Annotated in this window: 21 protein-coding genes and 1 tRNA gene; 11 read left to right on the forward strand and 11 right to left on the reverse strand. The window is 66.4% G+C overall.

The features are described 5' to 3' along the window. Window positions 1-13: 13 nt before the first annotated feature. Window positions 14-691 carry a LysR family substrate-binding domain-containing protein gene (locus QFZ69_RS21105; protein WP_373461918.1) on the reverse strand — a complete coding sequence of 226 codons (678 nt, stop codon included), beginning with the start codon at window positions 689-691 and terminating at the stop codon, window positions 14-16. Window positions 692-846: 155 nt separating this feature from the next. On the opposite strand from QFZ69_RS21105, the gene QFZ69_RS21110 reads away from it, so the two are divergent. Next, entirely contained in the window at window positions 847-1,251 is a 405-nt protein-coding gene (locus tag QFZ69_RS21110) for a DUF5997 family protein (RefSeq protein WP_306914244.1), read from the forward strand. Window positions 1,252-1,302: 51 nt separating this feature from the next. On the opposite strand, the gene QFZ69_RS21115 is transcribed toward QFZ69_RS21110, so the two are convergent. Then, the gene (locus QFZ69_RS21115; protein ID WP_306914246.1) at window positions 1,303-1,686 is read right to left on the reverse strand and encodes a VOC family protein; all 384 of its coding nucleotides are present in this window, start codon (window positions 1,684-1,686) and stop codon (window positions 1,303-1,305) included. A 147-nt stretch (window positions 1,687-1,833) separates the two neighbouring features. On the opposite strand from QFZ69_RS21115, the gene QFZ69_RS21120 reads away from it, so the two are divergent. Together QFZ69_RS21120 and QFZ69_RS21125 are read left to right on the forward strand one after the other, a co-directional pair. Beyond that, the gene (locus tag QFZ69_RS21120) at window positions 1,834-2,595 is read left to right on the forward strand and encodes a hypothetical protein (protein ID WP_307000417.1); all 762 of its coding nucleotides are present in this window, start codon (window positions 1,834-1,836) and stop codon (window positions 2,593-2,595) included. Further along, window positions 2,501-3,106 carry an NADPH-dependent F420 reductase gene (locus QFZ69_RS21125; RefSeq protein ID WP_307000418.1) on the forward strand — a complete coding sequence of 202 codons (606 nt, stop codon included), beginning with the start codon at window positions 2,501-2,503 and terminating at the stop codon, window positions 3,104-3,106. Before QFZ69_RS21120 ends, QFZ69_RS21125 begins: the two co-directional genes overlap by 95 nt. Window positions 3,107-3,139: 33 nt before the next feature. On the opposite strand, the gene QFZ69_RS21130 is transcribed toward QFZ69_RS21125, so the two are convergent. Together QFZ69_RS21130 and QFZ69_RS21135 are read right to left on the reverse strand one after the other, a co-directional pair. Next, window positions 3,140-4,666, reverse strand: a complete 1,527-nt coding sequence (locus QFZ69_RS21130) for an APC family permease (RefSeq protein ID WP_306914251.1) — start codon at window positions 4,664-4,666, stop codon at window positions 3,140-3,142. A gap of 113 nt (window positions 4,667-4,779) precedes the next feature. Beyond that, complete coding sequence (locus QFZ69_RS21135; protein ID WP_306914252.1) at window positions 4,780-6,216, reverse strand: NAD(P)/FAD-dependent oxidoreductase; 1,437 nt, start codon at window positions 6,214-6,216, stop codon at window positions 4,780-4,782. Window positions 6,217-6,404: 188 nt separating this feature from the next. Here QFZ69_RS21135 and QFZ69_RS21140 point away from each other — a divergent pair, with 188 nt between their 5' ends. Beyond that, a complete protein-coding gene (locus tag QFZ69_RS21140; RefSeq protein WP_306914254.1) occupies window positions 6,405-7,097 on the forward strand; it encodes a TetR/AcrR family transcriptional regulator in 693 nt (230 codons plus the stop codon). A 64-nt stretch (window positions 7,098-7,161) separates the two neighbouring features. On the opposite strand, the gene QFZ69_RS21145 is transcribed toward QFZ69_RS21140, so the two are convergent. The 7 genes from QFZ69_RS21145 to QFZ69_RS21175 all read right to left on the reverse strand — a co-directional run bounded on the left by QFZ69_RS21145 (window position 7,162) and on the right by QFZ69_RS21175 (window position 14,242). Next, window positions 7,162-7,938, reverse strand: a complete 777-nt coding sequence (locus tag QFZ69_RS21145) for an SDR family NAD(P)-dependent oxidoreductase (RefSeq protein WP_306914255.1) — start codon at window positions 7,936-7,938, stop codon at window positions 7,162-7,164. Between the two features lie 27 nt (window positions 7,939-7,965). After that, on the reverse strand, window positions 7,966-9,345 hold the full coding sequence (locus tag QFZ69_RS21150) for an MFS transporter (RefSeq protein ID WP_306914257.1): 1,380 nt from the start codon (window positions 9,343-9,345) through the stop codon (window positions 7,966-7,968). A 116-nt stretch (window positions 9,346-9,461) separates the two neighbouring features. Then, a complete protein-coding gene (locus QFZ69_RS21155) occupies window positions 9,462-10,430 on the reverse strand; it encodes a 3-hydroxyacyl-CoA dehydrogenase family protein (RefSeq protein ID WP_306914259.1) in 969 nt (322 codons plus the stop codon). A gap of 17 nt (window positions 10,431-10,447) precedes the next feature. Further along, window positions 10,448-10,915, reverse strand: coding sequence for a ribose-5-phosphate isomerase (locus QFZ69_RS21160; RefSeq protein ID WP_306914261.1), 468 nt, complete (start codon window positions 10,913-10,915; stop codon window positions 10,448-10,450). Beyond that, the gene (gene dhaL / locus QFZ69_RS21165) at window positions 10,908-12,686 is read right to left on the reverse strand and encodes a dihydroxyacetone kinase subunit DhaL (RefSeq protein ID WP_306914263.1); all 1,779 of its coding nucleotides are present in this window, start codon (window positions 12,684-12,686) and stop codon (window positions 10,908-10,910) included. Before dhaL ends, QFZ69_RS21160 begins: the two co-directional genes overlap by 8 nt. 74 nt (window positions 12,687-12,760) lie before the next feature. Then, entirely contained in the window at window positions 12,761-13,765 is a 1,005-nt protein-coding gene (locus QFZ69_RS21170; RefSeq protein WP_306914265.1) for a sugar phosphate isomerase/epimerase, read from the reverse strand. A 394-nt stretch (window positions 13,766-14,159) separates the two neighbouring features. After that, window positions 14,160-14,242: transfer RNA gene (locus QFZ69_RS21175), tRNA-Leu, on the reverse strand. Between the two features lie 288 nt (window positions 14,243-14,530). Here QFZ69_RS21175 and QFZ69_RS21180 point away from each other — a divergent pair. Genes QFZ69_RS21180 through pknB form a run of 7 tightly spaced genes read left to right on the forward strand, consistent with a single transcriptional unit; the run spans window position 14,531 to window position 24,173 of the window. Beyond that, window positions 14,531-15,280, forward strand: coding sequence for a DUF3662 and FHA domain-containing protein (locus QFZ69_RS21180; protein WP_306914268.1), 750 nt, complete (start codon window positions 14,531-14,533; stop codon window positions 15,278-15,280). After that, window positions 15,277-15,753, forward strand: coding sequence for an FHA domain-containing protein (locus tag QFZ69_RS21185; RefSeq protein WP_306914270.1), 477 nt, complete (start codon window positions 15,277-15,279; stop codon window positions 15,751-15,753). Before QFZ69_RS21180 ends, QFZ69_RS21185 begins: the two co-directional genes overlap by 4 nt. Before the next feature lie 2 nt (window positions 15,754-15,755). Beyond that, window positions 15,756-17,495, forward strand: a complete 1,740-nt coding sequence (locus QFZ69_RS21190) for a PP2C family serine/threonine-protein phosphatase (protein WP_306914272.1) — start codon at window positions 15,756-15,758, stop codon at window positions 17,493-17,495. Next, window positions 17,492-18,943, forward strand: a complete 1,452-nt coding sequence (locus QFZ69_RS21195; protein WP_306914274.1) for an FtsW/RodA/SpoVE family cell cycle protein — start codon at window positions 17,492-17,494, stop codon at window positions 18,941-18,943. Before QFZ69_RS21190 ends, QFZ69_RS21195 begins: the two co-directional genes overlap by 4 nt. Next, complete coding sequence (locus QFZ69_RS21200; RefSeq protein WP_306914276.1) at window positions 18,940-20,394, forward strand: penicillin-binding protein 2; 1,455 nt, start codon at window positions 18,940-18,942, stop codon at window positions 20,392-20,394. The genes QFZ69_RS21195 and QFZ69_RS21200 overlap by 4 nt, the downstream gene beginning before the upstream one ends. After that, window positions 20,391-22,220 (forward strand): protein kinase, encoded by a 1,830-nt coding sequence (locus tag QFZ69_RS21205; protein ID WP_306914277.1) that lies wholly within the window; start codon window positions 20,391-20,393, stop codon window positions 22,218-22,220. Before QFZ69_RS21200 ends, QFZ69_RS21205 begins: the two co-directional genes overlap by 4 nt. A gap of 6 nt (window positions 22,221-22,226) precedes the next feature. Further along, window positions 22,227-24,173, forward strand: a complete 1,947-nt coding sequence (gene pknB, locus QFZ69_RS21210) for a Stk1 family PASTA domain-containing Ser/Thr kinase (RefSeq protein ID WP_306914279.1) — start codon at window positions 22,227-22,229, stop codon at window positions 24,171-24,173. The last annotated feature ends 61 nt before the right edge of the window (window positions 24,174-24,234 follow it).

Consider the following 24,234-nt stretch of genomic DNA (forward strand, 5'->3'; position numbering starts at 1 on the left):
AAAGCCCGGCAGCCTAGCGCTTGCCCTTTTTCCGTGATCCCTTGCCGCGGCCCTTGTCCGGGTTCGGCGCGTAACGTTGCGCCACCTTCGGTTTCTTGACTGCGGGTCCGCGCCGGTCCGGTTTCGGTTCCCGCTTGGGTTTCTCCTGCTGCGCGGAAGGCTGCCGGGAGCTCGCGGCCGTCCGGCCGCGCACGATCCCGATGAACTCCTCAATCACCTCATCCGTGGTGCCGCTGGGCCAGGCCAGGGCAATCTCCGTGCCGGGCGCGCCGGTAAGCTTCCGGGCCACGGTGTCCTTGACGTTGAAATGCCGCGCCACGGACATCGGCAGGATCACCAGCCCGGCACCGGAGGCCACCACCTGCAGGGCCGTCTCCGGTCCGCCGATTCCGGCCACATCCAGGAAGGTCTCCTGGGACAGGTCCGCCAGCGCCACTTCCTCGAACACCGAAATCTCGTGGCCCTTCGGCGCCACAACCACCGGCTGTTCCTCGTAAAGCGGGATGACGTTCAGGCCTTCGCGTTCCACCGGCAGCCGGACGAAGCTCAAATCCGCGGAACCGTCGTGGAGCACCGCGAGCTGGGCGCCGTCGTCGGACATAAAGGAGTGCAGCGGCACGTCGGGCATCCGCTCTTCCCAGCGCCGGATCCATTTGCCGGGGGTCACGCCGGGGACGTAGGCGAAGCGCAGCTCCCGTGCTGCTTTTTCAGCCGGGGCGTCGGCGGTTTCGTCACGGGTCTGGGGGGCTTCATCTTGTTGGGACACAAGTTCACAGTACCGCCAGAGCAGGCGTAGGGTTCCGCCGCTTGGTGCCACGCAACCGCCGCGCCGGATACCCTTGAAACATGACCTCTGCAAACTCCCAGTCCATGAAGCCGGCCACCGTTGCCAAGAAGCTTGGCATCTACCTGCCCGCAACACCCCAGGAGTTCCAGGATTCGGTTATCACCCGATCCGATTTCGCCGAGCTCCAGGCCAACCCGCCGGAGTGGCTGGCGGAACTGCGCCGCAACGGCCCCCACCCCCGCCCGGTGGTGGCGCAGAAGCTGAACGTGTCCATCGCCGGCCTGGCCCGCGGCGGCGTCGAGGAAGCGCTCACGACGGCGGAGATCACCGCGCTGCTGCAGGCTCCCCCGGCATGGCTCGTGGCCGAGCGCTCCACCCACGCTGCCGTCCGTGCCGAGGCCCAGCGGGTCAAGGACGAGGCCGCGAAGAAGGACGCCAAGAAGGCCCGCGCCAAGGCCGAGTAGCCTTCCCGCCACGCCACCCCGCCCGGGGACGGGTCGGCGTATCCGAACCCCTCAATCCTGGTGCAGCTGGACGAAGTTGCCGCAGCCGTCGTCCATCACAACGGACGTGCCGCCGGGACCCTCGCTCGGTTCGCCCTGGAAGATCACGCCCCTGGCGGTGAGCCGCTTGTGCTCGGCCCGGACATCGGGCACGCCGAAGACGATCGCGGGAATCCCGGCGTCGTGAAGACCGTTCATGTAGGCCGCGCCGATCGGGTTGTCGCTGGGCTCCAGCAGCAGCCCCACCGATCCGCCCCCGGTACCGGACGGATCCTTGACGATGTACAGGTTGTGCTCGGGCATGACCATGAGGCTCTCAAAACCGAGGATCCCGGTGTAGAACTCGTGGGCTGCCGCGGGATCCTTGACGTGGATGCTGCACATTTTCAGTCGCATGGGCCCAAGGCTACGCCGGAGACCGCCCGGCTGTGAACCTGCCCTGCGCCCGGCGCCACGGACCATTGACGCCCCGCCCGCCAGGGATTCCAATGGAATCAGCGGAACTGCGCCCGCCCCGGGCAGCTTCCCTGGAGGTGTTTGGAAATGCCGGCTCTCTTTGAATCCGCCGCCCTCGCGGTTTGGCAACTGCTTGTGCTGGCAACCATCGTGGTAGGGACGGTTGCAGGCTCCGTTTACCTGGCACGGAAGCACCTGGCGTCCGACGCCGGGCTGCCGGACGCCGTGTTCTGGGACAGCTTCGCCGGGCTCGCCGTCGTGGTGCCCGCCGTCATTGTGCCGTCCCTGGTCTCGCCGTGGGCCGGACTGATGCTCGGACTTCTCGCCGCGGGCACCGCCGGGGCAGCGTACCGATGGGCTCCACGCCTGTTCAGCTGGCAGCACGCCCGCCGCTCGTCCCGCGAAATTCAGGCATCCAATGCGGCGGCGGCCGTCCGGCACCAGAACGCCCTGGCCCGATGGCGGCGCTATGAGCTGGACCCCGCGTACTGCATCGACTACCCCGCCATGAGCGACCCCGCCCGGCCCGAGACGGCGGCCTTCCTCCGGGCGATGAAGGCCGCCGAGCAGCTGCGCGGCGGGACCGACGTCGGCTACGGCCCCGCGCCGTCGACCGGCTGGAGCGCGCCCTGGCCGAGGCGGAGCGCGCGGCCGGAGCTCCTGCTTTCTCCAGCCCCGGAGTTTCCCGGCGGGCTTCGCACCTTGCCGCTGAGGGTTCACGATGACAGACCTCACGATTATTGGCGGCGGCAACATGGCACGCGCTCTCGGGACCCGCGCCGTGGCCGCCGGGCGTTCGGTCCAGATCCTGGACCGCACGCCGGAGAACGCCGCCAACCTCGCTGCTGAACTTGGCGGCGGCGCTACCTCCGGCGGGCTGAATGAAATACCGGCCGGAGATCTTGTGGTTCTGGCCCTCTACTTCGGGCCAGCCAAGGAGGTGGCCACGCATTATGGCGACACTCTCAGCGGTAAAACCGTGATTGAGATCAGCAACCCGGTCAATTCGGAGACCTTCGACTCCCTCCAGGTCCCCGCCGGCTCGTCCGCCGCGGAGGAAATCGCCGCCCTGCTGCCCGGTGCCGTCGTGGTGAAGGCCTTCAACACCACCTTCGCCGGACCGTTGACGGCGGGCACCGCCGGCGGCCTGCCGCTGGATGTCTTCATTGCTTCCGACTCCGCACAGGCCCGGGCCGAGGTCGCTGCCTTCGCCGCGGCGGCGGGTCTGCGGCCGCTCCAGGTCGGCGGGCTCCACCATGCCCGGGAGCTCGAAGGCTTCCAGCTGCTCGTGGTGGGACTCCAGCTCAACCCGGACTACGAGGCCTTCAACTGGGCCACCGGGCTGAAGATCATCGACTGAGCCACCCCGAGGGTAGCCGTAAGCCTGCCGGGCTCAGTTTCCCTTCGCGATGACCTGTCCTTTGAAGAATTCCGGCCGGATCCTGGCCATCACCAGCATGAGGACAACGCCCAGCAGGATGACGCCCATGCCAAGGATGAAGACGAGCCCCAGGCCCCCGACCGACGATCCGGAGCCGTACTCCGGGTCCATCGAGTCGTAGGCGGTTTTGAAGAACATCACCAGCAGGATGATGCCGCCCAGCAGCGGTGAGAGGAACTTGAAGAAAAACGCCCGCGCCCCGCCGAACGCCTCGGCCCGGAAGAACCAGACACAGGCCAGGGCCGTGATGCCGTAGTAGAAGCAGATCATCATGCCCAGGGCGGTGATGGTGTCCCAGAGTGCATTCTCCGAGGTGGTCCTGGTGATCACGTAGAACCCTGCGGCGGCTGCGCCAGCCGCGATCGTGGCGTAGCTCGGGGATTTGTAGTTCGGGCTGACCTTGCCGAACCTCTGCGGCAGGGCCTGGTAGTGGCCCATGGCGAGCAGGGTCCGCGCCGGGGAAACAAAGGTGGACTGCAGGGAAGCGGCCGAGCTGCTGAGGATCGCCAGGGACATCAGGATGGCGAAGGGGCCCATCACCGGGCCTGCTAGGACGGCGAAGATGCTGCCCTGGTTCTCCGGGTTTCCGGCGCCCAGTCCCTCTTCACCGATGCCGGCGAAGGCCAGCGTGGAAAGAGCAACGGTCATGTAGATGACCACAATGGCCAGCACCGTGACGGTGGCGGCACGGCCCGGCGTCTTCTCCGGGTTCCGGGTCTCCTCGTTCATGGTAAGCGTGACGTCCCATCCCCAATAGATGAAAATGGAGAGCGAGACGCCGGCGGCGAAAGCCGAGAAGGAACCCACCGCGAACGGGTTGAACCAGTCCGGCGAGATGGCGGTGGCGTCGAAGGCCGTGCCGTTGGCGACGTGGCTGAAGGCCGCCACGGCGAACCACCCGAGCACCAGGAGCTGGAACGCCACCAGGACGTACTGCACGCCCTTGGTGGTCTCCATGCCACGGTAGGAAACCCAGCAGGCCAGCGCAATGAACACCAGGGTCGTGACGATATTCAGCGGCAGATTGGTGGACAATTCGGCCAGTTCCGGGTTTCCGAACAGCTGCGCCAGCATGAGGTAGAAGAAGTCCACCGCCACCGCCGCGAGGTTGGACAGCACGATGATGGTCGCCGCAATCAGTCCCCAGCCGCCCATCCAGCCGATCCACGGACCGAAGGCCCGGGAGGCCCAGGTGAAGGAGGTCCCGGCGTCGGGCATGGCGTTGTTCAGTTCGCGGTAGCCGAAGGCCACCAGCAGCATGGGGACGAAGCCGACGAGGAAGATTGCCGGGAGCTGGACCCCCACCTCGGCGACGGTTGGACCCAGGGCCGCGGTCAGCGTGTACGCGGGGGCGATGCAGGACACCCCGATCACGACGGCGCCGATCAGCCCCACCGATCCGGCCTTGAGTCCCTTGGCGCTCAGTCCTTTGTGCTCTTCGTGGTGCGAGGTCTGTGACGTCGCGTGGTCGGTGGTCATTTCTGTGCCTCTCCGCAGGTTTCATTCGAGCTGAATGGGTGGGTGCTTCAGTTCATGGCCGCTGGTCATAACGATCGTGGACATTGGCAGGGCGCGCAGGAAGCGGGCCGCTCCTAAGGGCTGACGGACGCACGGTCAGCCGCCTCGACGATCCGGGCCGCGGTCTGGCGACCCATCCGCACCGCACCGTCGACATGCTGGTAGCCCTCGGCGGCGAGGTCGGAGGAGGACCAATAGATCGGCCCGACGGGCGCGTGCTGGTCCTTGCCGTAGCGGTGCAGGCCGCCCAGGTCGTAGCTCGAGGCGTAGGCGCCGCGGGTCCATTCCTCCGATCCCCAGTCAGATTCGTAGTAGACCTCGGGATCGAGGGCCTTCGGGCCGAGGAAACCGGCGATCGATTCGAGGACGGCGCGGCGGCGGTCCTCCGCGCCGAGCTCGAACACGGCATCGGCCTTTTCGTCCGAGATGAAACCGACCAGGGTGCCCCGCGGGTCCTCGTGGTTGGTGTTGTCGTAAACCTCCTGGACCAGGGCACCGGCACCGAAACAGGTTCCGGACAGGCCCTCCTCCCGCCAGAACGGCGCACTGTAGACGGCGTGGACCTTGATGACCAGGCCCAGCGACTGGTGCTGGTGCATCTGGTGCTGGCGGCGCGGCAGCGGTGGATTGAACGAAACGCGGGAGTAGAGGTTCGGTGGCACCGCCATGATGACGAACCGGGCGCGCACGGTGGCGCGTTCGGAAACGGCGGTCACCCGGCATCCGGTGTCGTTCCCGTCGGCATCTCCGGCACCGTTTCCGGCACCGTTTCCGTCTGCGGAGGACATCTCCCAGTTGATCGTGCGTACCGGGCTGCCCAGGACGACGTCGTCGCCCAGTTCGGCGGCGATCAGCTGGGAAACCTGCTGCATTCCGCCGACAACGCGCTTGTCGAGGATGAAGTCCTCGTCGGTGAGGTGCGTGAATGACCCGGCGGACGCCGCCATCAGCACGGCTTGCAGTACCGAGAAGGCATGGGCGGGCTTGGTCAGCATGCCGCCGGCGATGAAGAGGCCGATGTTGTTACAGGCTTCCTCGTCGGAGGAGTTCTGCCGCAGCCAGTGGTGGAAGGAGATGGTGTCCAGTTCGCGCGCCTTGGGGTGTGCCCACGGCTCCGTGGCCCCGATTTCCGCTGCGAGCGAATCCAGCAGGGCGGTGAGCCTGTCCATTTCCGCGGCGGTGGTCTCGCTGACCGGGAAGGTGTCCCCCGCGTACAGCGTGCGTTTGCCGTCCGCGCCGATATAGACGGACCGGCCGTCGCGGTAGCGGGAGTAGGTCTGCAGCCCCAGCTCCCCGAGCAGCGCGAGCAATTCGGTCTGATCCGGGGAGACCCACTGGCCGCCGATTTCGAGCATGGCGCCCTCAACGGTATCCGTCCAGGTCCGGCCGCCGACGCGGTCCCGCGCCTCCAGCACGGCCACGCTCAGGCCGGCCCTTTTCAGTTCCCGGGCTGCAGTAAGCCCGGTGGGGCCGGCTCCGACGATGACGACGTCGCGGTCAATTTCCAGCATGATGTCCTCTCTGCGGCCGCTGCAGTGCTGCGGGCCACTAAATGAATTCCATTCATTTAGGTTCGACTATAGACCTTCCGCGCGCCGCGGGGAAGAGGGCGGCGGGAAGAAGTTTCCGTTGGGAGAAATGTGCCGGGAAGGAGGGCACAATGGAGTCACCCCTGCAACCGCCAGCAGAAAGGCCAGGAATGCCGGCAGCCACAAGCGCCACCGCGGACCCCCAACGCCCCGAGGCCAAACCACGCCGCCGGGTGGGCAGGCCGGCCGCCGCCGTGCTGGACCAGGACGGAATCACGTCGGCGGCCCTCCAGCTCATCCGAACGAGCGGCTACGACGGTTTCACCATGGCCGCCCTCGCCCGGACGCTGAACGTGGCACCCTCGGCGCTCTACAATCACGTCTCATCCAAACGGGACGTGCTGGTCCTCGTCCAGGACCACCTGACCTCGTTCGTGGATGTCTCCGCCTTCGAGGCCGAGCCCTGGGACCAGGCCGTGCGGGACTGGGCCTGGAGTTACCGGGAGGTGTTCTCCAAGCACACTCCCCTGATTCCCGTCATCGCCGTGCTGCCCGTGACCGATGCGCCGAAGACGCTTGCCATGTACGAAGCCGTCAGCGCCGGCTTCAGCCGCGCGGGCTTCCCGCCCGAGCGCATCGTCTCGGCGATTGTCGCGCTGGAATCCTTCATCTTCGGATCCGCCTATGACGTCACGGCACCGGCGGACATCTTCGATTCCGGCAGCATGGCAGCGTCGACGCCGCACTTCACGGCCGCCGTCGACCGCCTCGCGGAGCAGGGCTTTGAACGACCGGCCGACGTCGCCTTCAGCCTGGGACTCGAGGCACTGATCGCCGGCTTCGGCGCACTGCGGAGGACGTAGCGGTCGCTGCGGGCCGTCCGGGGCATACCGCAGATCCAGCTGTTCGACGAGCAACTTCCGAGGGTCAGGAAAGCTGCAGTCCCCCGTTGATGTCGTACGTGGCGCCGGTAATGTAGCCGGCATCCTCGCCCAGCAGGAACACCATCAGCGCGGCGATGTCCCGCACGGTTCCCACCCTCCCGACCAGGATGTCCGCCGACATGGCGGCCTTGCGCTCATCCGTCAGCGTTCCACCCATGATGTCCGTGTCCACGGGACCGGGAGCCACACAGTTGACGGTGATTCCGTGCTGGCCCATTTCCCGGGCCAGCGCCCTCGTGAAGCCGATGATGGCAGCCTTCGAGGCGCTGTAAGCCACCTTGGAATACGTGCCGCCTCCGCGCTGGGCGGAGATGGAGGAGACACTCACGATCCTTCCGAGCTTCCGTTCGATCATGCCCCTGAGCACGCGCTGGGTGACCAGGAACGTGCCGGTCATGTTGATTTTGAACACCCGCTCCCATGCCTCGAGCGTCTCGTCCATGAACTCCGTGGGTGAGCTGATGCCCGCCAGGTTGGCAAGGGCGACGATCGGCGGCAGCGCGGCTTCGACCTCGTCTATGGCGGCGTTGACGGTTGCCTGGTCGGAGACGTCGGCGCCTACCCCAATCGCCTGGACGCCGTAGACGTCGGTGATTTCCGCCGCGGCCTTCCGTGCCGCGTCGCCGTCGATATCCAAAATCGCCACCGCCCAGCCTTGGCTGGCGAGCATCTCCGCCGTCGCCCGTCCGATGCCGCGCGGAGAAGCGGCGCCGGTCAGCACCGCCGTTCGCTCAGCCGGGAACGTTTCATGAGGTGCCATGTCCGTTAGCCTCTCGTCGCCTGGTTATCAGCTCTTAATGTCAAACTCGTCGGCAGCTACAGCTTCCTCTCCGACCGCGGCCGGCGTACCCGGCTTCACATGTCCCTCCGGGCGCTTGCGCGCGTAGAGGTAGGTGGCAACGGCCGTGATGCCGAGGCAGGCGGCGAGGAACACGAGGCCGGAACGGTTGTCTCCTGTGGCGTCGTTGAGCAGCCCAACGGCGTAGGGAGCCACGAACCCGCCCAGATTACCGAGCGAATTCACCATGGCGAGCCCGGCTGCCGCGGCAGCGCCCACCAGGGCCGTCGAGGGCATGGCCAGGAACGGGGCGATGGCGGAGTAAATGCCCATGGCCGCCAGCGTCAGGGCAATCAGTGCCAGGATCGCGTTGACCTGTACCAGGTAGCCGGCCGCCAGGAGGCCGACGGCGGCCATGACCATGCTGATGCTCGCATGCATCACCCGGTTCCCGGTGCGGTCGGAGCGCCGGCCCCAGAAGTACACGAAGACGGCCGCAATCGTGTAGGGGATGGCCACGATGAAGCCGACCTCCGTGGTGGTGAATCTCCCGAGTGCGGCAACGATGGTCGGCATCCACAGGCCGAGGCCGTAGATGCCGCAGACCAGTCCGAAGTACAGCGCCGAGTAGGCGATGGTCCGCGAGTCCTTGAGGCCTGCGAGGAAGTGGTGCGGCTGGCCCTTCTGCTTGTGGGCAAGCTCCTCGTCCATGGTCCTGGTCAGCCACTCCCGCTCATCGTCCGCCAGCCAATGCGCATGGCCGGGACGGTCGGTCATCAGGAACGGGGTCAGCAGGCCAAGGAGAATGGCCGGGATGCCTTCAATGATGTAAAGCCACTGCCAGCCGTGCAGGCCCATGATGCCGTCCATCTGCAGCAGCAGGCCCGAGACCGGGGCGCCCAACGCGTTGGAGATGGGCTGGGCGAGGATGAAGATGCCCAGCACGGTGACGCGCTGAGCCGCCGGGAACCACAGCGTCAGGTAGAACAGGATGGCCGGGAAGAACCCTGCCTCCGCAGCACCGAGCAGGAACCGGATAACGTAGAACGTGGCCTCGCCGTTCACCAGCGCCATGGCCGTGGCGAAGATGCCCCACGAGATGAGGATGCGGGCGATCCATTTACGGGCACCGAACTTGTACATGCCGGCGTTACTCGGGATTTCCAGCAGAGCGTAGCCGAGGAAGAAGATGCCGGCGCCGAGGCCATAGGCCGAAGCACTCAGGCCGATGTCCTCGCTCATGGTCAGCTTTGCGAAGCCGACATTGTTCCGGTCCAGGTAAGCGATGAAGTACAGCAGGACGATCAGCGGCATGAGGCGGTTGCGCACCTTGCGCAGTGTCCGCTGGCCCAGCTCGTCGAGTTGATTGGCAGGATTCATTGAAGTCATCGTGCACCTCGCTGTGAGTAACGAGCCCGCCGGGTCCCGCAGCGGAACAGTTAAGGTTTACCACTCTGATATGCAATAGTCACCACGGTGGGTGCGCGCAGACGTGCCGAGGGTGCTCAGTTAATGGGCGCCGGACCGAGCTCTTCGAGGAGCTTCTGCATGGCCACGTAGGCCTTGTTCCGGTACGCGACCAGCTCGGGGGTGCGCTCCGCCGGGACGTTGAGGAAGCCGCCGCCGGTCTTGGTGCCCAGCTTGCCGGCCTCCACCAGGTCGGTGAGGATCTTCGGGGTGGCGAAGCGTTCCGGGAAGTCCGTCTGGAGGGATTTGTAGCAGAAGTTGTAGACGTCCAGGCCTGCCATGTCGGCGATCGCGAAGGGCCCGAAGAACGGCAGCCGGAAGCCGAACGTGGTGCGGACCAGGGTGTCCACGTCTTCCGCCGTCGCGATGCCCTGTTCCACCAGCTGTGCGGCCTCGTGGAAGAGTGCGTACTGCAGGCGGTTGAGCACGAAGCCGGTGACGTCCTTGACGACGGCGGTCTGCTTGTTGGCCGCATGCACGAGGTCGCGGGCTGCACGCACCGTCTCAGCCGAGGTCCCGGCGTGGGGGATGATCTCCACGCCCGGGATGAACGGTGACGGGTTGGAGAAGTGCACGCCCAGGAAGCGTTCCGGGTTACTGACCGGCTGCGCGAGTTCCGCGATGGAAATCGTCGAAGTGTTGGAACCGATGATGGCGTCGGGACGGGCGGCCGCGCTGATGCGGGCGAGCGTCTGGTGCTTGATCCCGATGACCTCGGGCACGGCTTCCTCGATGAAATCGGCGTCGGCCACGGCCTCCTCGATGTCCTGGGCGGCCCAGAGGTTTCGCTGCAAAATGCTGGTCGAGCCTTCGGGGAACAGACCGTCGGCCACGAACTGGTCGGATTCCGTGAGCAGACGCTCGTAGTTCGTCCGCGCCACGTCTGCGGAAACGTCGGCCAGGGCAACCCGCGCCCCGCCCAACGCCAGGACCTGGGCGATCCCGCCGCCCATGTATCCGGATCCGACGACGGCGATCCTGCCCGGGCTGTTGGGGTTTTCCGTCATGGTCAGTCAGCCTCCGTTCAGTCGGCTTCGTAGGAGTGGATGGCGTCCACCTTGGCAGCAGAGGACGAGTTCTCATCGAAGCGGTGGCTGAGCCATTCGCCCACCAGCTTCTTGGCCAGTTCCAGGCCGATCACGCGCTGGCCCATGGTGAGGACCTGGGCGTTGTTGCTCAGGACCGAGCGTTCGATCGAGTAGCTGTCGTGGGCGGTGACGGCCCGGATGCCAGGCACTTTGTTGGCCGCGATTGCCACGCCGAGGCCCGTTCCGCAGATCAGGAGCGCGCGGTCGGCTTCGCCTTCGGCCACCTTCCGGGCGGCGTTGACCGCAAGGTGCGGGTACGCTGTGGCGTCATTGGCGCCGACGCCGATGTCCACCACGGACGCGACCCGGCTATCCGCCTCGAGCAGGGATTTCAGGGCTTCCTTGTATTCGACGCCTGCCTCGTCGTTGCCGATGACAATGCGCAAACCTTCGGGGTTAGTCATTTTGTGCTCCCTTTCCGGCCGCTGCGGCCTTGTCGGATGTGGCCGGTTCTGGCCCGGCCGGCTCTGCCTGGATGTGGCGGGCGATCCGTTCGCTGATCAGTCCGAAGGAAACCGCTCCGGGATCGCGGTGACCCAGGCTCTTTTCAGCCAGCGGACGGGCGCGGCCCTTGAGCGGACGGAGATCAGCCGTCCGGCGCGCCGCCTGGGCCGCTGCGGAAGCAGCGGCGGCGAGGGCGCCAGCCAGGGAGGCCCCGCCGTCGAGCTCGTTGAGGAAAGTCTCCCGGAACGGCAGCAGGGCGTCCACCATGGTCTTGTCCCCGGGTTCGGCCTTGCCAAGTTCGGTGATGGCGTTGGTGAAGGCGTTGACCGCGGCGACCGCGTCATCGGCCCGGTAGGACTCGCGGTTTCCCAGCGCGAGGCCCGCCGCGATGACCGCCGATCCCCAGAGGGCACCGGAGGTTCCGCCCGCACGCTCGCTCCAGGCCTCGCCGGCCGCGGTGAGCACCCGTCCAACGGACGCTCCGGCCACCGCGTTCCGCTCGGCTGCCGCAGCGGCTGCCTCCACACCACGGCGCATGCCGATGCCGTGGTCGCCGTCGCCGGCGATGGCATCCAGGTTGCCCAGTTCCACTTCGTGCTCGACGACGACGTCCCGCACCTGCCCGAGGACGGAGGCGGCCAGCCTGCCTGCGGCAGCGGCCGCGAGGGTGGGGTTCTCGGTCTCCTCAGCCGCCGCCTCGTCGGTTTCGGCCAGTTCGCGGCGGACGCGCGGCGCCAGGTTGCCCTTGCGGTAGGCCGGGGTGTCAGCCGGGGCCGCCCAGTACTGCTCGATCTCGTCGTCAAGCCACAGCAGGGTGAGGGAGAGCCCGGACATATCCAGACTGGTGACCAGCTCGCCGCATTCGGGCTCCACCACGGTCAGACCGGCCTTGTTGAGCAGCTTTTCGATCTTGCCGAACAGCAGGAACAGTTCGTCGTACTTGACCGTGCCGAGACCGTTGACGATGGCCACCACACGGGTGCCGGCGTCCTCGGGTTTGTCCTCCAGAAGCTTGGAAACGAGCAGTTCGGCCAGCTCTGAAGCGGTTGGCAGGGGATGCTCAGAGATGCCCGGTTCGCCGTGGATGCCCAGACCCAGCGACATCTGACCGGCCGGCACGCGGAAGAGCGGTTCGCTGGCACCGGGCAAGGTACAGCCGTCGAAGGCTACGCCGAGGGAGCGGGTACGGTGGTTGGTCTTGATCGCCAGCCGCTCCACGTCAGCCAGGTTCGCGCCGGCTTCTGCCGCGGCGCCCGCAACTTTGAAGACTGTCAGGTCGCCGGCGATGCCGCGGCGCTTCCCGATCTGGTTCAGCGGTGCGCTGGCGATGTCGTCAGTGACCAAAACAGTGCGGGTTTCAATGCCCTCAGCATTAAGTCGGAGTTGGGCCTGGCCGAAGTGCAGGACGTCGCCCGCGTAGTTGCCGTAGCTAAGGAGCACTCCGCCGCCTGCGTTGGCCGCCTTGGCCACGCGGTAGACCTGCCCGGCGGCGGGCGAGGCGAACATGTTGCCGCAGGCGGAAGCCGCTGCCAGGCCCGGTCCCACGAGCCCGGCAAAGGCGGGGTAGTGTCCGGAGCCGCCGCCGATCACGAGTGCCACCTGGCCGGCTGTCATCTCGGTGGACCGGACCACGCCGCCGTCCACGCGGGCTACATAGCCGCGGTTGGCAGCGACGAAGCCGTCCAACGCCTCATCCGCGAAATCAGCGGGATTGTCGAAGATCTGGGTCATGGTTCCTCATTGAATCCGTGTTGGAATCAGTTTCTGGTGAGTACGGGCCCGCTTCATTGGGCGCGCCGGTCGGTTCAGGAGCCGGCCGGTCCGGTGCCGGCGGGCTGCTGCCGTCCCTGCGCAACCTTGCTCGTGCCCAGGGCGTAGCCATCCTCTTTAGGAAGGACATGGCGGCGCAGGTAGTCCTGGTTGCTTGCGGTGACGGACAAGCCGTCGCCGCCGTAGTGCTCGGTGCAGATGATGCCCTGAAAACCGGCTGCGATGGCTGCCTTGAATGCCTCACGGTAGTTGATGAGGCCGCTTTCCATCGGTGCGGGCATGGCAACGTAAGTATCGCGGGCCACGTCCTCGTCACGGATGTAGTTCTTCACGTGCCAGTAGTTGGAGTACGGCATGGTCTTGGAAACCATTTCGCGCCAGTCCTCGATGGGTCGGTGCAGGCGGACGAGGTTTCCGATGTCGGGGTTGAGGCCGACGTTTGCGAGGCCGATGTCCTCGACTAGCTGCACAGACGAGTCTGCCGTGCCAAGGTAGGTGTCTTCGTACATTTCCAGCGAGAGCAGGACCCCCACCTCGGCCGCGTGACGGCCGAGTTCGCGGAGGCGTGTGACGGCGTTGTCCCAGACGCCCTTGTCATCCACCGGGTCCCTGTGGCCTTCAACCGTCCAGAACCAGAGGTGCTTCTGCTGCTCCGGCGTGATCGCCTGGTGCAGGCCGAACGAGACAACTTCACAGCCGAGTTCAGCGGCGGCGTCGATGGTGCGGTGGCTGTACTCCAGGTTCTCTGCCCAGTTGCCTTGCTCGATCACGCTACGCCGGATGGCGGAGATGACGGGGATGCCGATGCCCACGTTCTCGGCGGTCTGTTTGAACTCGGCCAGGCGCTCTTTGCTGAGATCGCCCGGGCGGACCCAGCTGTCCGTGAGGTCGGCATTGGTGAAACCGGCGTCCCGGACCTCGGTGAGGACCCCGGCCCAGGCGGATGCGTCCGCGTCGTTGATCGGTGTGCCTTGGGCGTCCGTGCCCGGAAACTGCAACAGGGCCGCGGTGATCGGCCAATTCTCCGCTGTGTACGCCATTGGTTCTTCACTCCTTCGTGAATCCTGTTCCGATAGGAACTTCCCCCGCAGAAGGCCGTCAGGGCCACAAGGACTATCCTGCAACACTCAAAAACCTATCCGGCCTGTTCCCGCTTTGGAAGAGGTCACTGACTGGGTGCGACCCAGCCGCTCCGTCTCGGGACTGCGGAAAGAACAACGACGGCGCCCGGCTTCAGCTCCGAGGCAACGCCATTCTCGCCAAAAAGAGCGTCATCCTGCTGGTCAGACGCTCGACGACCTCAAGACCTACGTCCTTGGGCACCCACCGGGGGCGCTGAGCGAACGGGCTCACAGGTGTTACGAGCTATCGCCTGGGCCGAGACAAAAAAGAACCCCGGGAAATCAACGATTTCCCGGGGTTCCTTCGATTGCGTGCGCGAGGGGGGATTTGAACCCCCACGCCCTTTCGGACACTGGCACCTGAAGCCAGCGCGTCTGCCGTTCCGCCACTCGCGCGCAACTTCTCTTACCCGGAATGCGACCCGTGTTTGCGGACCGCCAACCTCGTAAAAGCAGCGAGATCAAGCATAACGGACAACCGCGGAAAAACACCAATCGAGCTGCCGAGGCGCCGCACCGCCGTGGTTCCACGGCATGGAGCTGCTGCGTCCATTAAGGCCATTCCCAGACTCGCCCAGTAGTATCTGATGTAGGAGTGCCCACCTACCGGGGGCTTCCGCAAATGTTGGAAACCGAGTTCCAGAACGAACACTGCCCCGCAGTCGTCAGGAAAGGAGAAGGACCATGGGATTGCTGGACAAAGTCGAGCGCGGCATCGAAAAGGCCGTCCGCGGAGTCTTCTCCACCGGTTCTCGCGCCCAGGTTGAACCTGTCGAGATCGCCAGCCGCCTCCGCCGCGAGGTCGACAACAAGGCCCTTACCGTCGCAGCGGGACGCACCCTCGCCCCCAACGTCTTCGACGTCCTTCTGAGCGACGACGATTTCCAACGGGCACAGGAATGGGGCACCCCGCTCGCAGAAGAGCTGTGTGACGTCGTCATCAATCACGTCCGCAGCCAGGGTTACACCTTGCAGGGGCCAGTCCGGATCAGCTTCCGCCGCGACGAAGAACGCCGCGCCGGGGATTTTGAGATCAAGTCCCGGACCGAGAAGGCCGCCGCCCCCTCAGCTCCGGCGCAGCCCGGAAGCTACGGCGCCATGCCCGCCGCGCCGACGCGCCAGCCCTCGCGGCTCCAGCCGGTGCTGGACATCGACGGTCAGCGGTACTCACTCAATGCACCCTCCGTCGTGCTCGGGCGTTCATCCGAAGCGGACATCCTCATCAATGACACAGGCGTTTCCCGCCGGCATCTGGAGGTCCGGACCGGGCCGGGCGCGGCGCAGGCGATCGACCTCGGTTCGACAAACGGCAGCTACGTCAACGGCCACAAGATCGTGGGGAGCTCGGAGCTCGCGGACGGCTCCACGATCATGATGGGACGGACAAAAATCACCTTCCGCCTTCTGCCCGCCAATCCAGGCGGCCGCCCGTGAGCGAATTGACAATCACCGCCCTGCGCTTCGGGTTCCTCTTGCTTCTGTGGGTTCTGATCTTCAGCATCGTGGCCGCCATGCGCCGTGACCTGATGATCGGACACAAGGCGGCGGCGGGCGCGCCCACCGCCCGGCAGGTCCGCAAGAACCCCGCCCTGGCGGAGCCGGCCCCCGTGAAGCGGCAGGCCCGCCAGCTGGTGGTGACCGAGGGTCCGCTCAAGGGAACCACTATCCCCCTGGCGGGGAGTCCCATCCTGCTCGGCCGCGCGCAGGAAGCCACGCTCGTCCTGGAGGACGACTACGCGTCGGGCCGGCATGCCCGTTTGTTCCCGCAGGGCAGCCGCTGGTTCATCGAGGACCTGGGTTCCACCAACGGCACGTATCTGGCAGACCAGCAGCTGACCCGGGCCCTTCCGGTGGAGCTCGGTGTCCCCGTGAGAATCGGCAAGACGGTCATCGAATTGAGGCCGTAGCCATGGCTGCCTCCGACCTTCCCGCCGACGCGGCCGAAGGCAAAACACCTGCCCCGAAGCGGCCGCTCTTCATGCGTTACGCCGCGCGTTCCGATGTCGGCCGCGTTCGGGCCAAGAATGACGACTCCGCCTATGTGGGGCGGCACCTCGCCGTCGTCGCCGACGGCATGGGCGGCCACGCCGGGGGTGACGTCGCGTCCGCAGCCACCGTGCTGGACATGATCCACCTCGATCACGACAATTACGCGGGCGACGCCGGAACGGTGCTCGCCGACGAGATCCAGACCGCCAACTCGCTGCTGTCCGAACTCGTCCACATCAATCCCAAGCTCGCGGGCATGGGCACCACGGTCACGGCCCTGCTCCTGGCCGAGGGCAAGCTTCATTTCGCCCACATTGGCGATTCCCGGGCCTACCGCTTGCGTAGCGGCGAATTCGAACAGGTCAGCGTGGACCACACTTTCGTCCAGCGCCTCATCGACGAAGGGCGCCTGCGTCCGGAAGAGGCGGAAACGCACCCGCACAAGAACGTCCTCATGCGTGTCCTGGGCGACGTCGACGCGAGCCCGGAGCTGGACCTCGCCACCCTCGACGTCGAACCGGGTGAGCGCTGGCTGCTGTGTTCTGACGGCCTGAACTACGTTGCCGGGCACGTCGTGGAACGCACCGTCCGGGAAACCAAGGATCTGCGCGAATGCGTCGAAGAACTCGTTGATCTCACGCTCGAAGCCGGATCGCCGGACAATGTCACCGTTGTGATGGTGGATATCGCGGAACGGACGCCCGACGACGTCCGGACCGCCGCCGTCGACATCGTATCGACGCCCGTGGCTGATGCGGTCGCTGCGAGCGTTGCCGCCGCACCGCAGGCCGCCAGCATCCATGGTGCAGCCGGTGTGCCCGGATTCCAGAAGGAGGACGGCGCGGGAGGGCCTGCTGAGTCCGCTGTCCCCCAGCATGAAGCGGACGCCAGCCCTGACGGAAAGACGTCAGGATCCCGCGACGCCGGCGGCGGCAAGACCGCGGACATGGCCGGTATCCAGGCAGCGGACGGCCAAGGGCCCGAGCCCGCCACCGACCCCCACCTCGGCGAGCACCTCTCTGCCGAAGTGCTGCGGGAGGAGCTCTCCACCCGTCCGCACCAGCTCGTAGGGGCAGCAGCCGCCGCCGCGGAATCAGGGTCCATTCCCACCATTGCCGGACGCACCGTGGCGCGCCGGGCGGCGACAGTCCTCACCCACAAGTCCGAACAGGCCCGCGAGGACGCCGAGGAGTACCGGACGGCCCCCCGTCCGCGGCGCTGGCTGACCATCTCCATCGCCGCCGCCATCGTGGCCGTCCTGACCGTGGGACTCTGGCTCGGCTACGCCTGGACCCAGACGCGGTACTACATCGGCGAACAAGACCAGCATGTCGCCATCTTCAACGGGGTCTCCCAACGCCTGGGACCCATCCAGCTTTCCACCCTCGAAGCGGTGACCGATATCCGGATGTCAGATCTGCCCGAATTCTCCCAGCAACGCGTGCGCCAGACCGTGCCCGCCCGCGACCTCTACGATGCGCAGCGGATCGTGAAGAACCTGGAGCTCACCGGCACCACGTCCCCGGCGGGCGAGTGCCTCACGCCCTCCCCGTCGGATCCCGCCAGCGCAGCAGCCCCCGGCCCAGAAGCCAGCACCGCCCCCGAGCCCGGCGCTGCACCCACGCCGACGACAGCACCGACCTGCGAGGCGGGCAAATGACTCAGATCGAATCGACGCCCCGGCCCCGGCGCAATGTGGAACTTGTCCTGCTTATCCTGGCTCTCGCGGTGGGGATCGGAGCCAACGCCCTCGTCGGCGTGGACCGGGCAAAGGCCTTCGACACGGACTTCTGGTTCCAGTCCGGGCTGCTGACGGCGGCCGCGCTGGCGTTCCACCTGGTGCTGCGGATCCGCGCAAAGTATGCCGATCCGGTAATACTTCCCCTGGTGGTGGCCCTCAACGGTCTGGGCCTGGCCATGATTCGCCGTCTGGACCGGGTCGGGGAAGACACCGGCAACAACCAGCTGCGCTGGACCCTTGTGGCCATGGCCGTGGCAATCGCCGTCATCTGGTTCCTCAAGGACCACCGGATCCTCCGCCGCTTCACGTTCATTTCCCTGGCTGTGAGCGCCGGACTGCTGATCCTGCCCCTGGTGCCCGGCATCAGCGCCGGTGAAATTCTGGGTGCACGCGTGTGGATCAGGATCGGTTCCATGACGTTCCAGCCCGGCGAGATCGCCAAGATCACGCTGGCAATATTCTTCGCGGGGTATCTTTCCTCGAACCGTGACCTCATCCTGCTGGCCGGCCGCAAGATCGGACCCCTGCAGTTCCCGCGCTTCAAGGACATGGGTCCCATGGTTGCCGCCTGGCTCGTTAGCATCGGCGTGCTGATCTTCCAGCGGGACCTCGGTTCCTCGATCCTGTTCTTCGGCCTGTTCCTCGTCATGATCTACGTGGCAACGAGCCGGATCAGCTGGGTGATCATCGGCGTGGTCCTCATCTCCGCCGGCGGCTTCGTGGCCTCGCGCGTTTTTTCCCACGTGGCCCTCCGGATTGACGGCTGGCTCAACGCCTTCACCGAGGAGGTCTACGGCCGGGAATTCGGTGGCAGCCTGCAGATCGTCGAGGGGCTGTTCGGCATGGCCAACGGCGGGCTTGTCGGCACCGGGCTCGGCCAGGGCCGGCCGAACCTCGTTCCCTTCGCGAACAGTGACATGATCATCGCCTCTTTCGGCGAGGAACTGGGACTGATCGGGCTCTTCGCCATCGTTATGATGTACCTGCTGCTGTTCACCCGAGGCTTCCGCGCCGCGCTCGGCACCCGGGACGCATTCGGGAAGCTGCTGGCCTGCGGCCTCTCCTTCGCGATCGCGCTGCAGTGCTTCGTGGTAATCGGCGGCGTCACCCGGCTGATCCCGCTCACCGGACTCACCACTCCGTTCCTCGCCGCCGGCGGCTCCTCGCTGCTGGCCAACTGGATCATCGTGGGCCTGCTGCTGATGATTTCACACACCGCGCGGGGCCCGGTGGACACCACACCGCTGCCGCCCGGCCAGGAACCGGGAGCCCGGAAGGACGCCCCCGCGATGCCCTTGAAGCCCACCGGGGTCCCCGGCTCCCGCACGAGTCCCGACGCACCTACCGAGGCGGTGAAACAGCTGTGAACCAGGCCATTCGCAATGCATGGATAGCCGCCATCGCGATGTTCGCCCTGATCTTCGGGGCGCTCAGCTTCGTGCAGGTGGTCGGTGCCGACGAGCTCAAAGCCAACGCCTGGAACAAGCGCACCCTCCTGCAGAACTACTGCAACGACCGGGGCGCCATCATCGTCGGCGGCACACCGATGGCCGAGTCCGTGCCCGCCACGGAGAGCTGCAAGTTCCAGCGCACCTACACCCAGCCGGAGCTGTACGCCGGAATCACCGGGTACTTCTCAAGGAGCTATGGCGTGACCGGCCTGGAGAAGACCCTGAATGAGGTGTTGGCCGGCAGCTCGGACCAGCAGTTCCTGGACCGGATCGGCCAGCTGTTCCTCGGCAACCAGCCCAAGGGCGCCTCGGTGGAGCTCACCCTTGATCCGGAGATCCAGAAGCTCGCCTACGACCTCATTCCCGATGGCCAGCGCGGCTCGATCGTGGTGACCAACCCGAAGACCGGCGCCATCCTCGCCATGGTTTCCAAGCCGTCCTACGACCCCAACCTGATCGCTACGCAGGATCCGGTCGCCGAACAGGCCAACTTCAACGAGCTCAACAAGATCCCCGGGATCAACCTCAACCAGAGCGTCAGTGGGCCCACCGGGGCTTTGCTGGCCCCGGGATCGGTCTTCAAGCTCGTGGACACTGCCGCCGCCCTGAGCTCAGGAAAGTACAACAACGACAGCGAGCTGCCCAACCCGGCGGAGATGCCCTTCCCCGGCATCCAGTACAAGCTCCCCAATTACGCCGGCGGCAACTGCTACACCCGCAATACGGCGAGTTTTGCCTTTGCCCTGCAGCAGTCCTGCAACACACCGTTCGCGAGCATTGCCCTGGACCTGGGCGAGAAGGCCATTGCCGACCAGGCGGAGAAGTTCGGCTTCGACCAGGATCTCGGCGACCAGCTGAAACTGGATTACGCCCCGAGCATCTTCCCGCGGAACCTCGACCAGGCCGGGCTGGCGCAGTCGGCAATCGGCCAGCGCGACGTTCGGGCTACGCCGTTGCAGATCAACCTGATGACGGCCGCGATCGCCAACGGTGGAGTGCAGATGCAGCCGAACCTGATCAGGGCGGTACGTTCCCCGGACCTGCGGGTGCTCGACGAGCCCAGGCCCGAGGCCCTGAGAACGTCCACCACGCCGGAGATCTCGCGGCAGATCACCGAGTGGATGACCAGCGTTGTCAGCGACGGTATCGGCCGCGGAGCGGCCGTCCGGGGCGTCCAGGTGGCCGGCAAGACCGGTACCGCGGAACTGGGCACCGGGCTGAACAACTCGTGGTTTACCGGGTTTGCCCCGGCCAATGACCCGCAAGTGGCTGTCACCATCGTCATGCAAGGCGTAGACATCACCACCGGCGCAAAGCTAACCAGTCCGAACGCGAAGAAGATCTTTGAGGCGGTGTTGAATAAGTGAGGCCTACATCGGGAATCACCCTCGGCGGCAGGTTCCAGCTGACCACGCGGATTGCGATCGGCGGCATGGGAGAAGTCTGGAAAGCCAAAGACCTGATCCTTGGCCGCATCGTCGCCATCAAGGTGCTCAAGGAGGAGTACACCGGTGATCCGGGCTTCCTCCAACGGTTCCGCGCCGAAGCACGCCACACCGCACTCCTGAACCACGTCGGTATCGCCAACGTCTTTGATTACGGCGAAGAGGAGGGCTCCGCCTACCTCGTGATGGAACTGGTGCCAGGCCAGCCGCTGAGCAGCATCATCGAACACGAGCAGGTGCTCTCCCCGGACCGGACGCTGTCAATGATCGCCCAGACCGCCCGAGCCCTCTCGGTCGCCCACGCGCAGGGACTCGTGCACCGCGACATCAAGCCGGGCAACCTGCTCATCATGCCGGATGGACGGGTCAAGGTCACCGATTTCGGTATTGCCCGCCTGGCCGACCAGGTTCCGCTGACGCAGACCGGACAGGTGATGGGCACCGCCCAGTACCTGGCTCCCGAGCAGGCCACCGGCCAGACGGCGACCGGCGCTTCGGACATCTACTCGCTCGGCGTGATCGGTTACGAATGCCTCACCGGGCACCGTCCGTTCTCCGGTGAATCGCAGATCGCCATCGCCCTCGCGCAGGTCAACGACGCACCTCCGCCGCTGCCGGAGACACTTTCCAAGCCGGTCCGGGCGCTGCTGATGTCGATGCTCGCCAAGGACCCGAAGAACCGGCCGGCCGACGCCATCAAGCTGTCCGAGGCCGCCGAAGCCATCCGCAACGGCGACATCGCCGCGGCCCACGCGGCAGTCCCGGGCATGCTCCTGTTCGAGGCAGCCACGGGACCCATCACGGCGCCCGTGGGCATCCCGACGGCGGCGACGAACGTCATCGGCGCCAGCGCCGCTGAGGACCGGACGACGTCGGCGACTTCAGCGCTGCCGGTGGTCGGCGCGGCAGGGGCGGGAGCCGCCGCCGGTCTGGCGGCCGGCGCCGCCGCCGCCAGCGCCTACGGTGCCCGCAACACCCTTTCCCGTGCCGACGCCCTCGCGGCCGAACGGCAGTGGGTCCAGGAGGACGACGACTATGACGAGCCCGGCGATGAGCCGGCCCGCCGCGGCCGGAGCCCGTGGACCTGGCCGCTGATTGCGCTGATCCTGCTGGTCCTCTTTGCCCTGGTAGGCGTGATCCTCACCCAGGCCGGCATCCTGTTCCCGACGCAGGCGCCCTCAAGCAGCAACGCCGTGGCAACGAGCTCAAGTCCCACCCGCTCGACCCCCACGACCTCGCCCACTTCGCAGAGCCCGAGCCCCACCACCAGCTCCGCGACGCCCACCGAGTCCACGCCGGCGGCCATCAACCTGATCCCGGACGCCTACCGTGGCCGGCAATACAACGAGGTGCGCAACGAACTCAACGGCCGGGGACTGCAGGTCACCGGCGTCGAGGTCTTCAACGCCGCAGCCCCCGGAACGGTCATCGACATCGATCCCTCCGGTCCGGTCGAACGCGGCTCCACCATCACCGTGAGCTACTCCAAGGGCCCGCAAATGGTCTCGGTGCCCGCTATCCCCTCGGGCGCTTCGGAAGCAGAAGTACAGCAGGCCATCGAGGGAGCCGGACTCCGCTGGGTCAAGGGCGCGGACGTCAGACCGAGCAACAGGAATGAGGATCCGGGCACGTTTGTCAGCTCGGAGCCTGCCCAAGGCCAGAGGGTGGAAGCCGGCTCCGTCGTGACCTATCACCTCGCGGCGGAAGAGGCTCCCACCTCGTCGCCAACCCGTTCGACGCGACCGTAGGACACCGTGTCTACTTCACCCCGCACCCCGTCACACAGGGAGGACCGCGGCCCCGTGAACACGCAGCGCGTCCTTAGCGGGCGCTACGAGCTGGGTGAACTGATCGGGCGCGGAGGCATGGCCGACGTGTTCCGCGGCACGGACACCAGGCTGGGCCGCACCGTCGCCGTCAAGCTGCTGCGCCCGGACCTGGCCAGGGATCCCCAATTCCAGGCCAGGTTCAAGCGCGAGGCGCAGGCCGTGGCCGCACTGAACCACCCTTCGATCGTCGCCGTGTACGACACCGGGGACCATGCGGTGCCTGGTGATCATGACGACAGCGTGCGGGTGCCGTATATCGTCATGGAGCTCGTGTCGGGAAAGACCATCCGGGACCTGGTCAGGGCCAAGGAAGTCAGCATCGACCAGGCCATCGACTTCACCCTGGGCGTCCTTTCGGCCCTCGATTACAGTCACAAGGCCGGAATCGTGCACCGGGACATCAAGCCGGCGAATGTGATGTTCTGCCCCGATTCCAACGGCATCAAAGTCATGGACTTCGGCATCGCCCGGGCCATGGCGGACTCGTCCGCAACCATGACGCAGACCCAGGCGGTGGTGGGCACGGCTCAGTACCTTTCGCCGGAGCAGGCCCGCGGCGAAACCGTCGATGCCCGCAGCGACCTGTACTCCGCCGGCTGCCTGCTGTACGAGATGCTGACCGGGCGGCCGCCCTTCGTGGGCGACAGCCCCGTTTCCGTTGCCTACCAGCACGTCCGCGAGATCCCGGAACTGGCCAGCAGCTTGAACCCGGAAATTTCCGATGCCCTGGACAGCGTGCTGATGAAGGCTCTTCAGAAGAACCGGGCGGACCGTTTCCAGGATGCCGCCGCGTTCCGCCGAGCCCTCCGGGCCGCGCGCAACGGGGTGGGAGTGGCCCCGCTCGCGGCCAGCGAAGCTCCGACCGATCCGAACGACACGGTACCTACTCCCGAGAGCACACCGACGGCGGTCTTCCCGATGACGGGCGCCAGATTCCTCGATGATGTGCCCGGCGGCAGGCTGCGCCCCGGCCAGGGCATCCCCGGTCAGCAGGACGCCCTGACAGGCCAGGCCGCCGACTCGTACGGCCCCTCCGACACGGACAGCCTTCCGCTGGTACTGCCGGTCGAACGCGCACGCGAACACAGCATCCGGCAGAAGTCCCGTCGTCGAACCTGGATCGCCACCCTGATGGTCCTCGCCGTACTGGTGCTGTCGGGCGGCGGGCTGTGGCTCTTCAACGTGATAAACCAGGCACCGCCCCCCGTGGTCAAGGTCGACGTGCCCTCCGTGGCGTCACTCACGGAGTCCGAGGCGCTGCAGAAGCTCTATGACGCGGGCCTCAAACCCCGGATCAGCCGGACCCAGCATGACACCGTTGCCAAGGGCACCGCCATCGGTACGGTACCGGCTGCGGGTACGTCCCTGGAACCCAATGCAGAGATCACCCTCAACATCTCCGATGGCCCGAGCGTCGTGGCCATCCCCGCGGACCTGCCCGGCCGTACCGAGGCGGCCGCCCGGGATGTCCTGCGGCAGAAGGGACTGGTCGGTGCGCCGACCACCATTATGAACAACAGTCCGACCGTACCCGGCGGCCTCGTCATCACCACAAAGCCCGCTCCCGGCCAGCCGGTGGCGGTGGGTAGCACCGTCGAACTAGTTGTATCCACCGGCAAGGTCGCCGTTCCACAGCTCATCGGGCTGCCGCTGGCCGAAGCTGACGGCGCCGCGAAAGCCCTCGGGCTGACGCTCAGCGTGACGGAAGTTGAGAACTCGCAGGTCGAACCGGGAAAGATCACAGCACAGAGTGACGCGCCGGAGGCGTTGGTCGAACAGGGCAAAGTCATCGCTGTCACTGTAGCCAAGGCTCCACCGCCCCCGGCACCTTCACCGACCCCCACGCCGACCGCCACGAAGGATTCCAAGTAGGGCGAACGGGCCGCTTTGGGAGCAGTCTCCCCGGAGCGCTGCACGGCCGGGCGGGTTCGGC

Origin of the sequence: Arthrobacter sp. V1I7 (assembly GCF_030817015.1) — a bacterium.
Taxonomy (GTDB): Bacteria; Actinomycetota; Actinomycetes; order Actinomycetales; family Micrococcaceae; genus Arthrobacter.

What these genes read in the sequence shown, in the direction of transcription:
- QFZ69_RS21110 (WP_306914244.1), top strand. Translation starts at nt 847, where the DNA reads ATGACCTCTGCAAACTCCCAGTCCATGAAGCCGGCCACCGTTGCCAAG.
- QFZ69_RS21115 (WP_306914246.1), bottom strand. Translation starts at nt 1,686, where the DNA reads ATGCGACTGAAAATGTGCAGCATCCACGTCAAGGATCCCGCGGCAGCC.
- QFZ69_RS21120 (WP_307000417.1), top strand. Translation starts at nt 1,834, where the DNA reads ATGCCGGCTCTCTTTGAATCCGCCGCCCTCGCGGTTTGGCAACTGCTT.
- QFZ69_RS21125 (WP_307000418.1), top strand. Translation starts at nt 2,501, where the DNA reads ATGGCACGCGCTCTCGGGACCCGCGCCGTGGCCGCCGGGCGTTCGGTC.
- QFZ69_RS21130 (WP_306914251.1), bottom strand. Translation starts at nt 4,666, where the DNA reads ATGACCACCGACCACGCGACGTCACAGACCTCGCACCACGAAGAGCAC.
- QFZ69_RS21135 (WP_306914252.1), bottom strand. Translation starts at nt 6,216, where the DNA reads ATGCTGGAAATTGACCGCGACGTCGTCATCGTCGGAGCCGGCCCCACC.
- QFZ69_RS21140 (WP_306914254.1), top strand. Translation starts at nt 6,405, where the DNA reads ATGCCGGCAGCCACAAGCGCCACCGCGGACCCCCAACGCCCCGAGGCC.
- QFZ69_RS21145 (WP_306914255.1), bottom strand. Translation starts at nt 7,938, where the DNA reads ATGGCACCTCATGAAACGTTCCCGGCTGAGCGAACGGCGGTGCTGACC.
- QFZ69_RS21150 (WP_306914257.1), bottom strand. Translation starts at nt 9,345, where the DNA reads ATGACTTCAATGAATCCTGCCAATCAACTCGACGAGCTGGGCCAGCGG.
- QFZ69_RS21155 (WP_306914259.1), bottom strand. Translation starts at nt 10,430, where the DNA reads ATGACGGAAAACCCCAACAGCCCGGGCAGGATCGCCGTCGTCGGATCC.
- QFZ69_RS21160 (WP_306914261.1), bottom strand. Translation starts at nt 10,915, where the DNA reads ATGACTAACCCCGAAGGTTTGCGCATTGTCATCGGCAACGACGAGGCA.
- dhaL (WP_306914263.1), bottom strand. Translation starts at nt 12,686, where the DNA reads ATGACCCAGATCTTCGACAATCCCGCTGATTTCGCGGATGAGGCGTTG.
- QFZ69_RS21170 (WP_306914265.1), bottom strand. Translation starts at nt 13,765, where the DNA reads ATGGCGTACACAGCGGAGAATTGGCCGATCACCGCGGCCCTGTTGCAG.
- QFZ69_RS21180 (WP_306914268.1), top strand. Translation starts at nt 14,531, where the DNA reads ATGGGATTGCTGGACAAAGTCGAGCGCGGCATCGAAAAGGCCGTCCGC.
- QFZ69_RS21190 (WP_306914272.1), top strand. Translation starts at nt 15,756, where the DNA reads ATGGCTGCCTCCGACCTTCCCGCCGACGCGGCCGAAGGCAAAACACCT.
- QFZ69_RS21195 (WP_306914274.1), top strand. Translation starts at nt 17,492, where the DNA reads ATGACTCAGATCGAATCGACGCCCCGGCCCCGGCGCAATGTGGAACTT.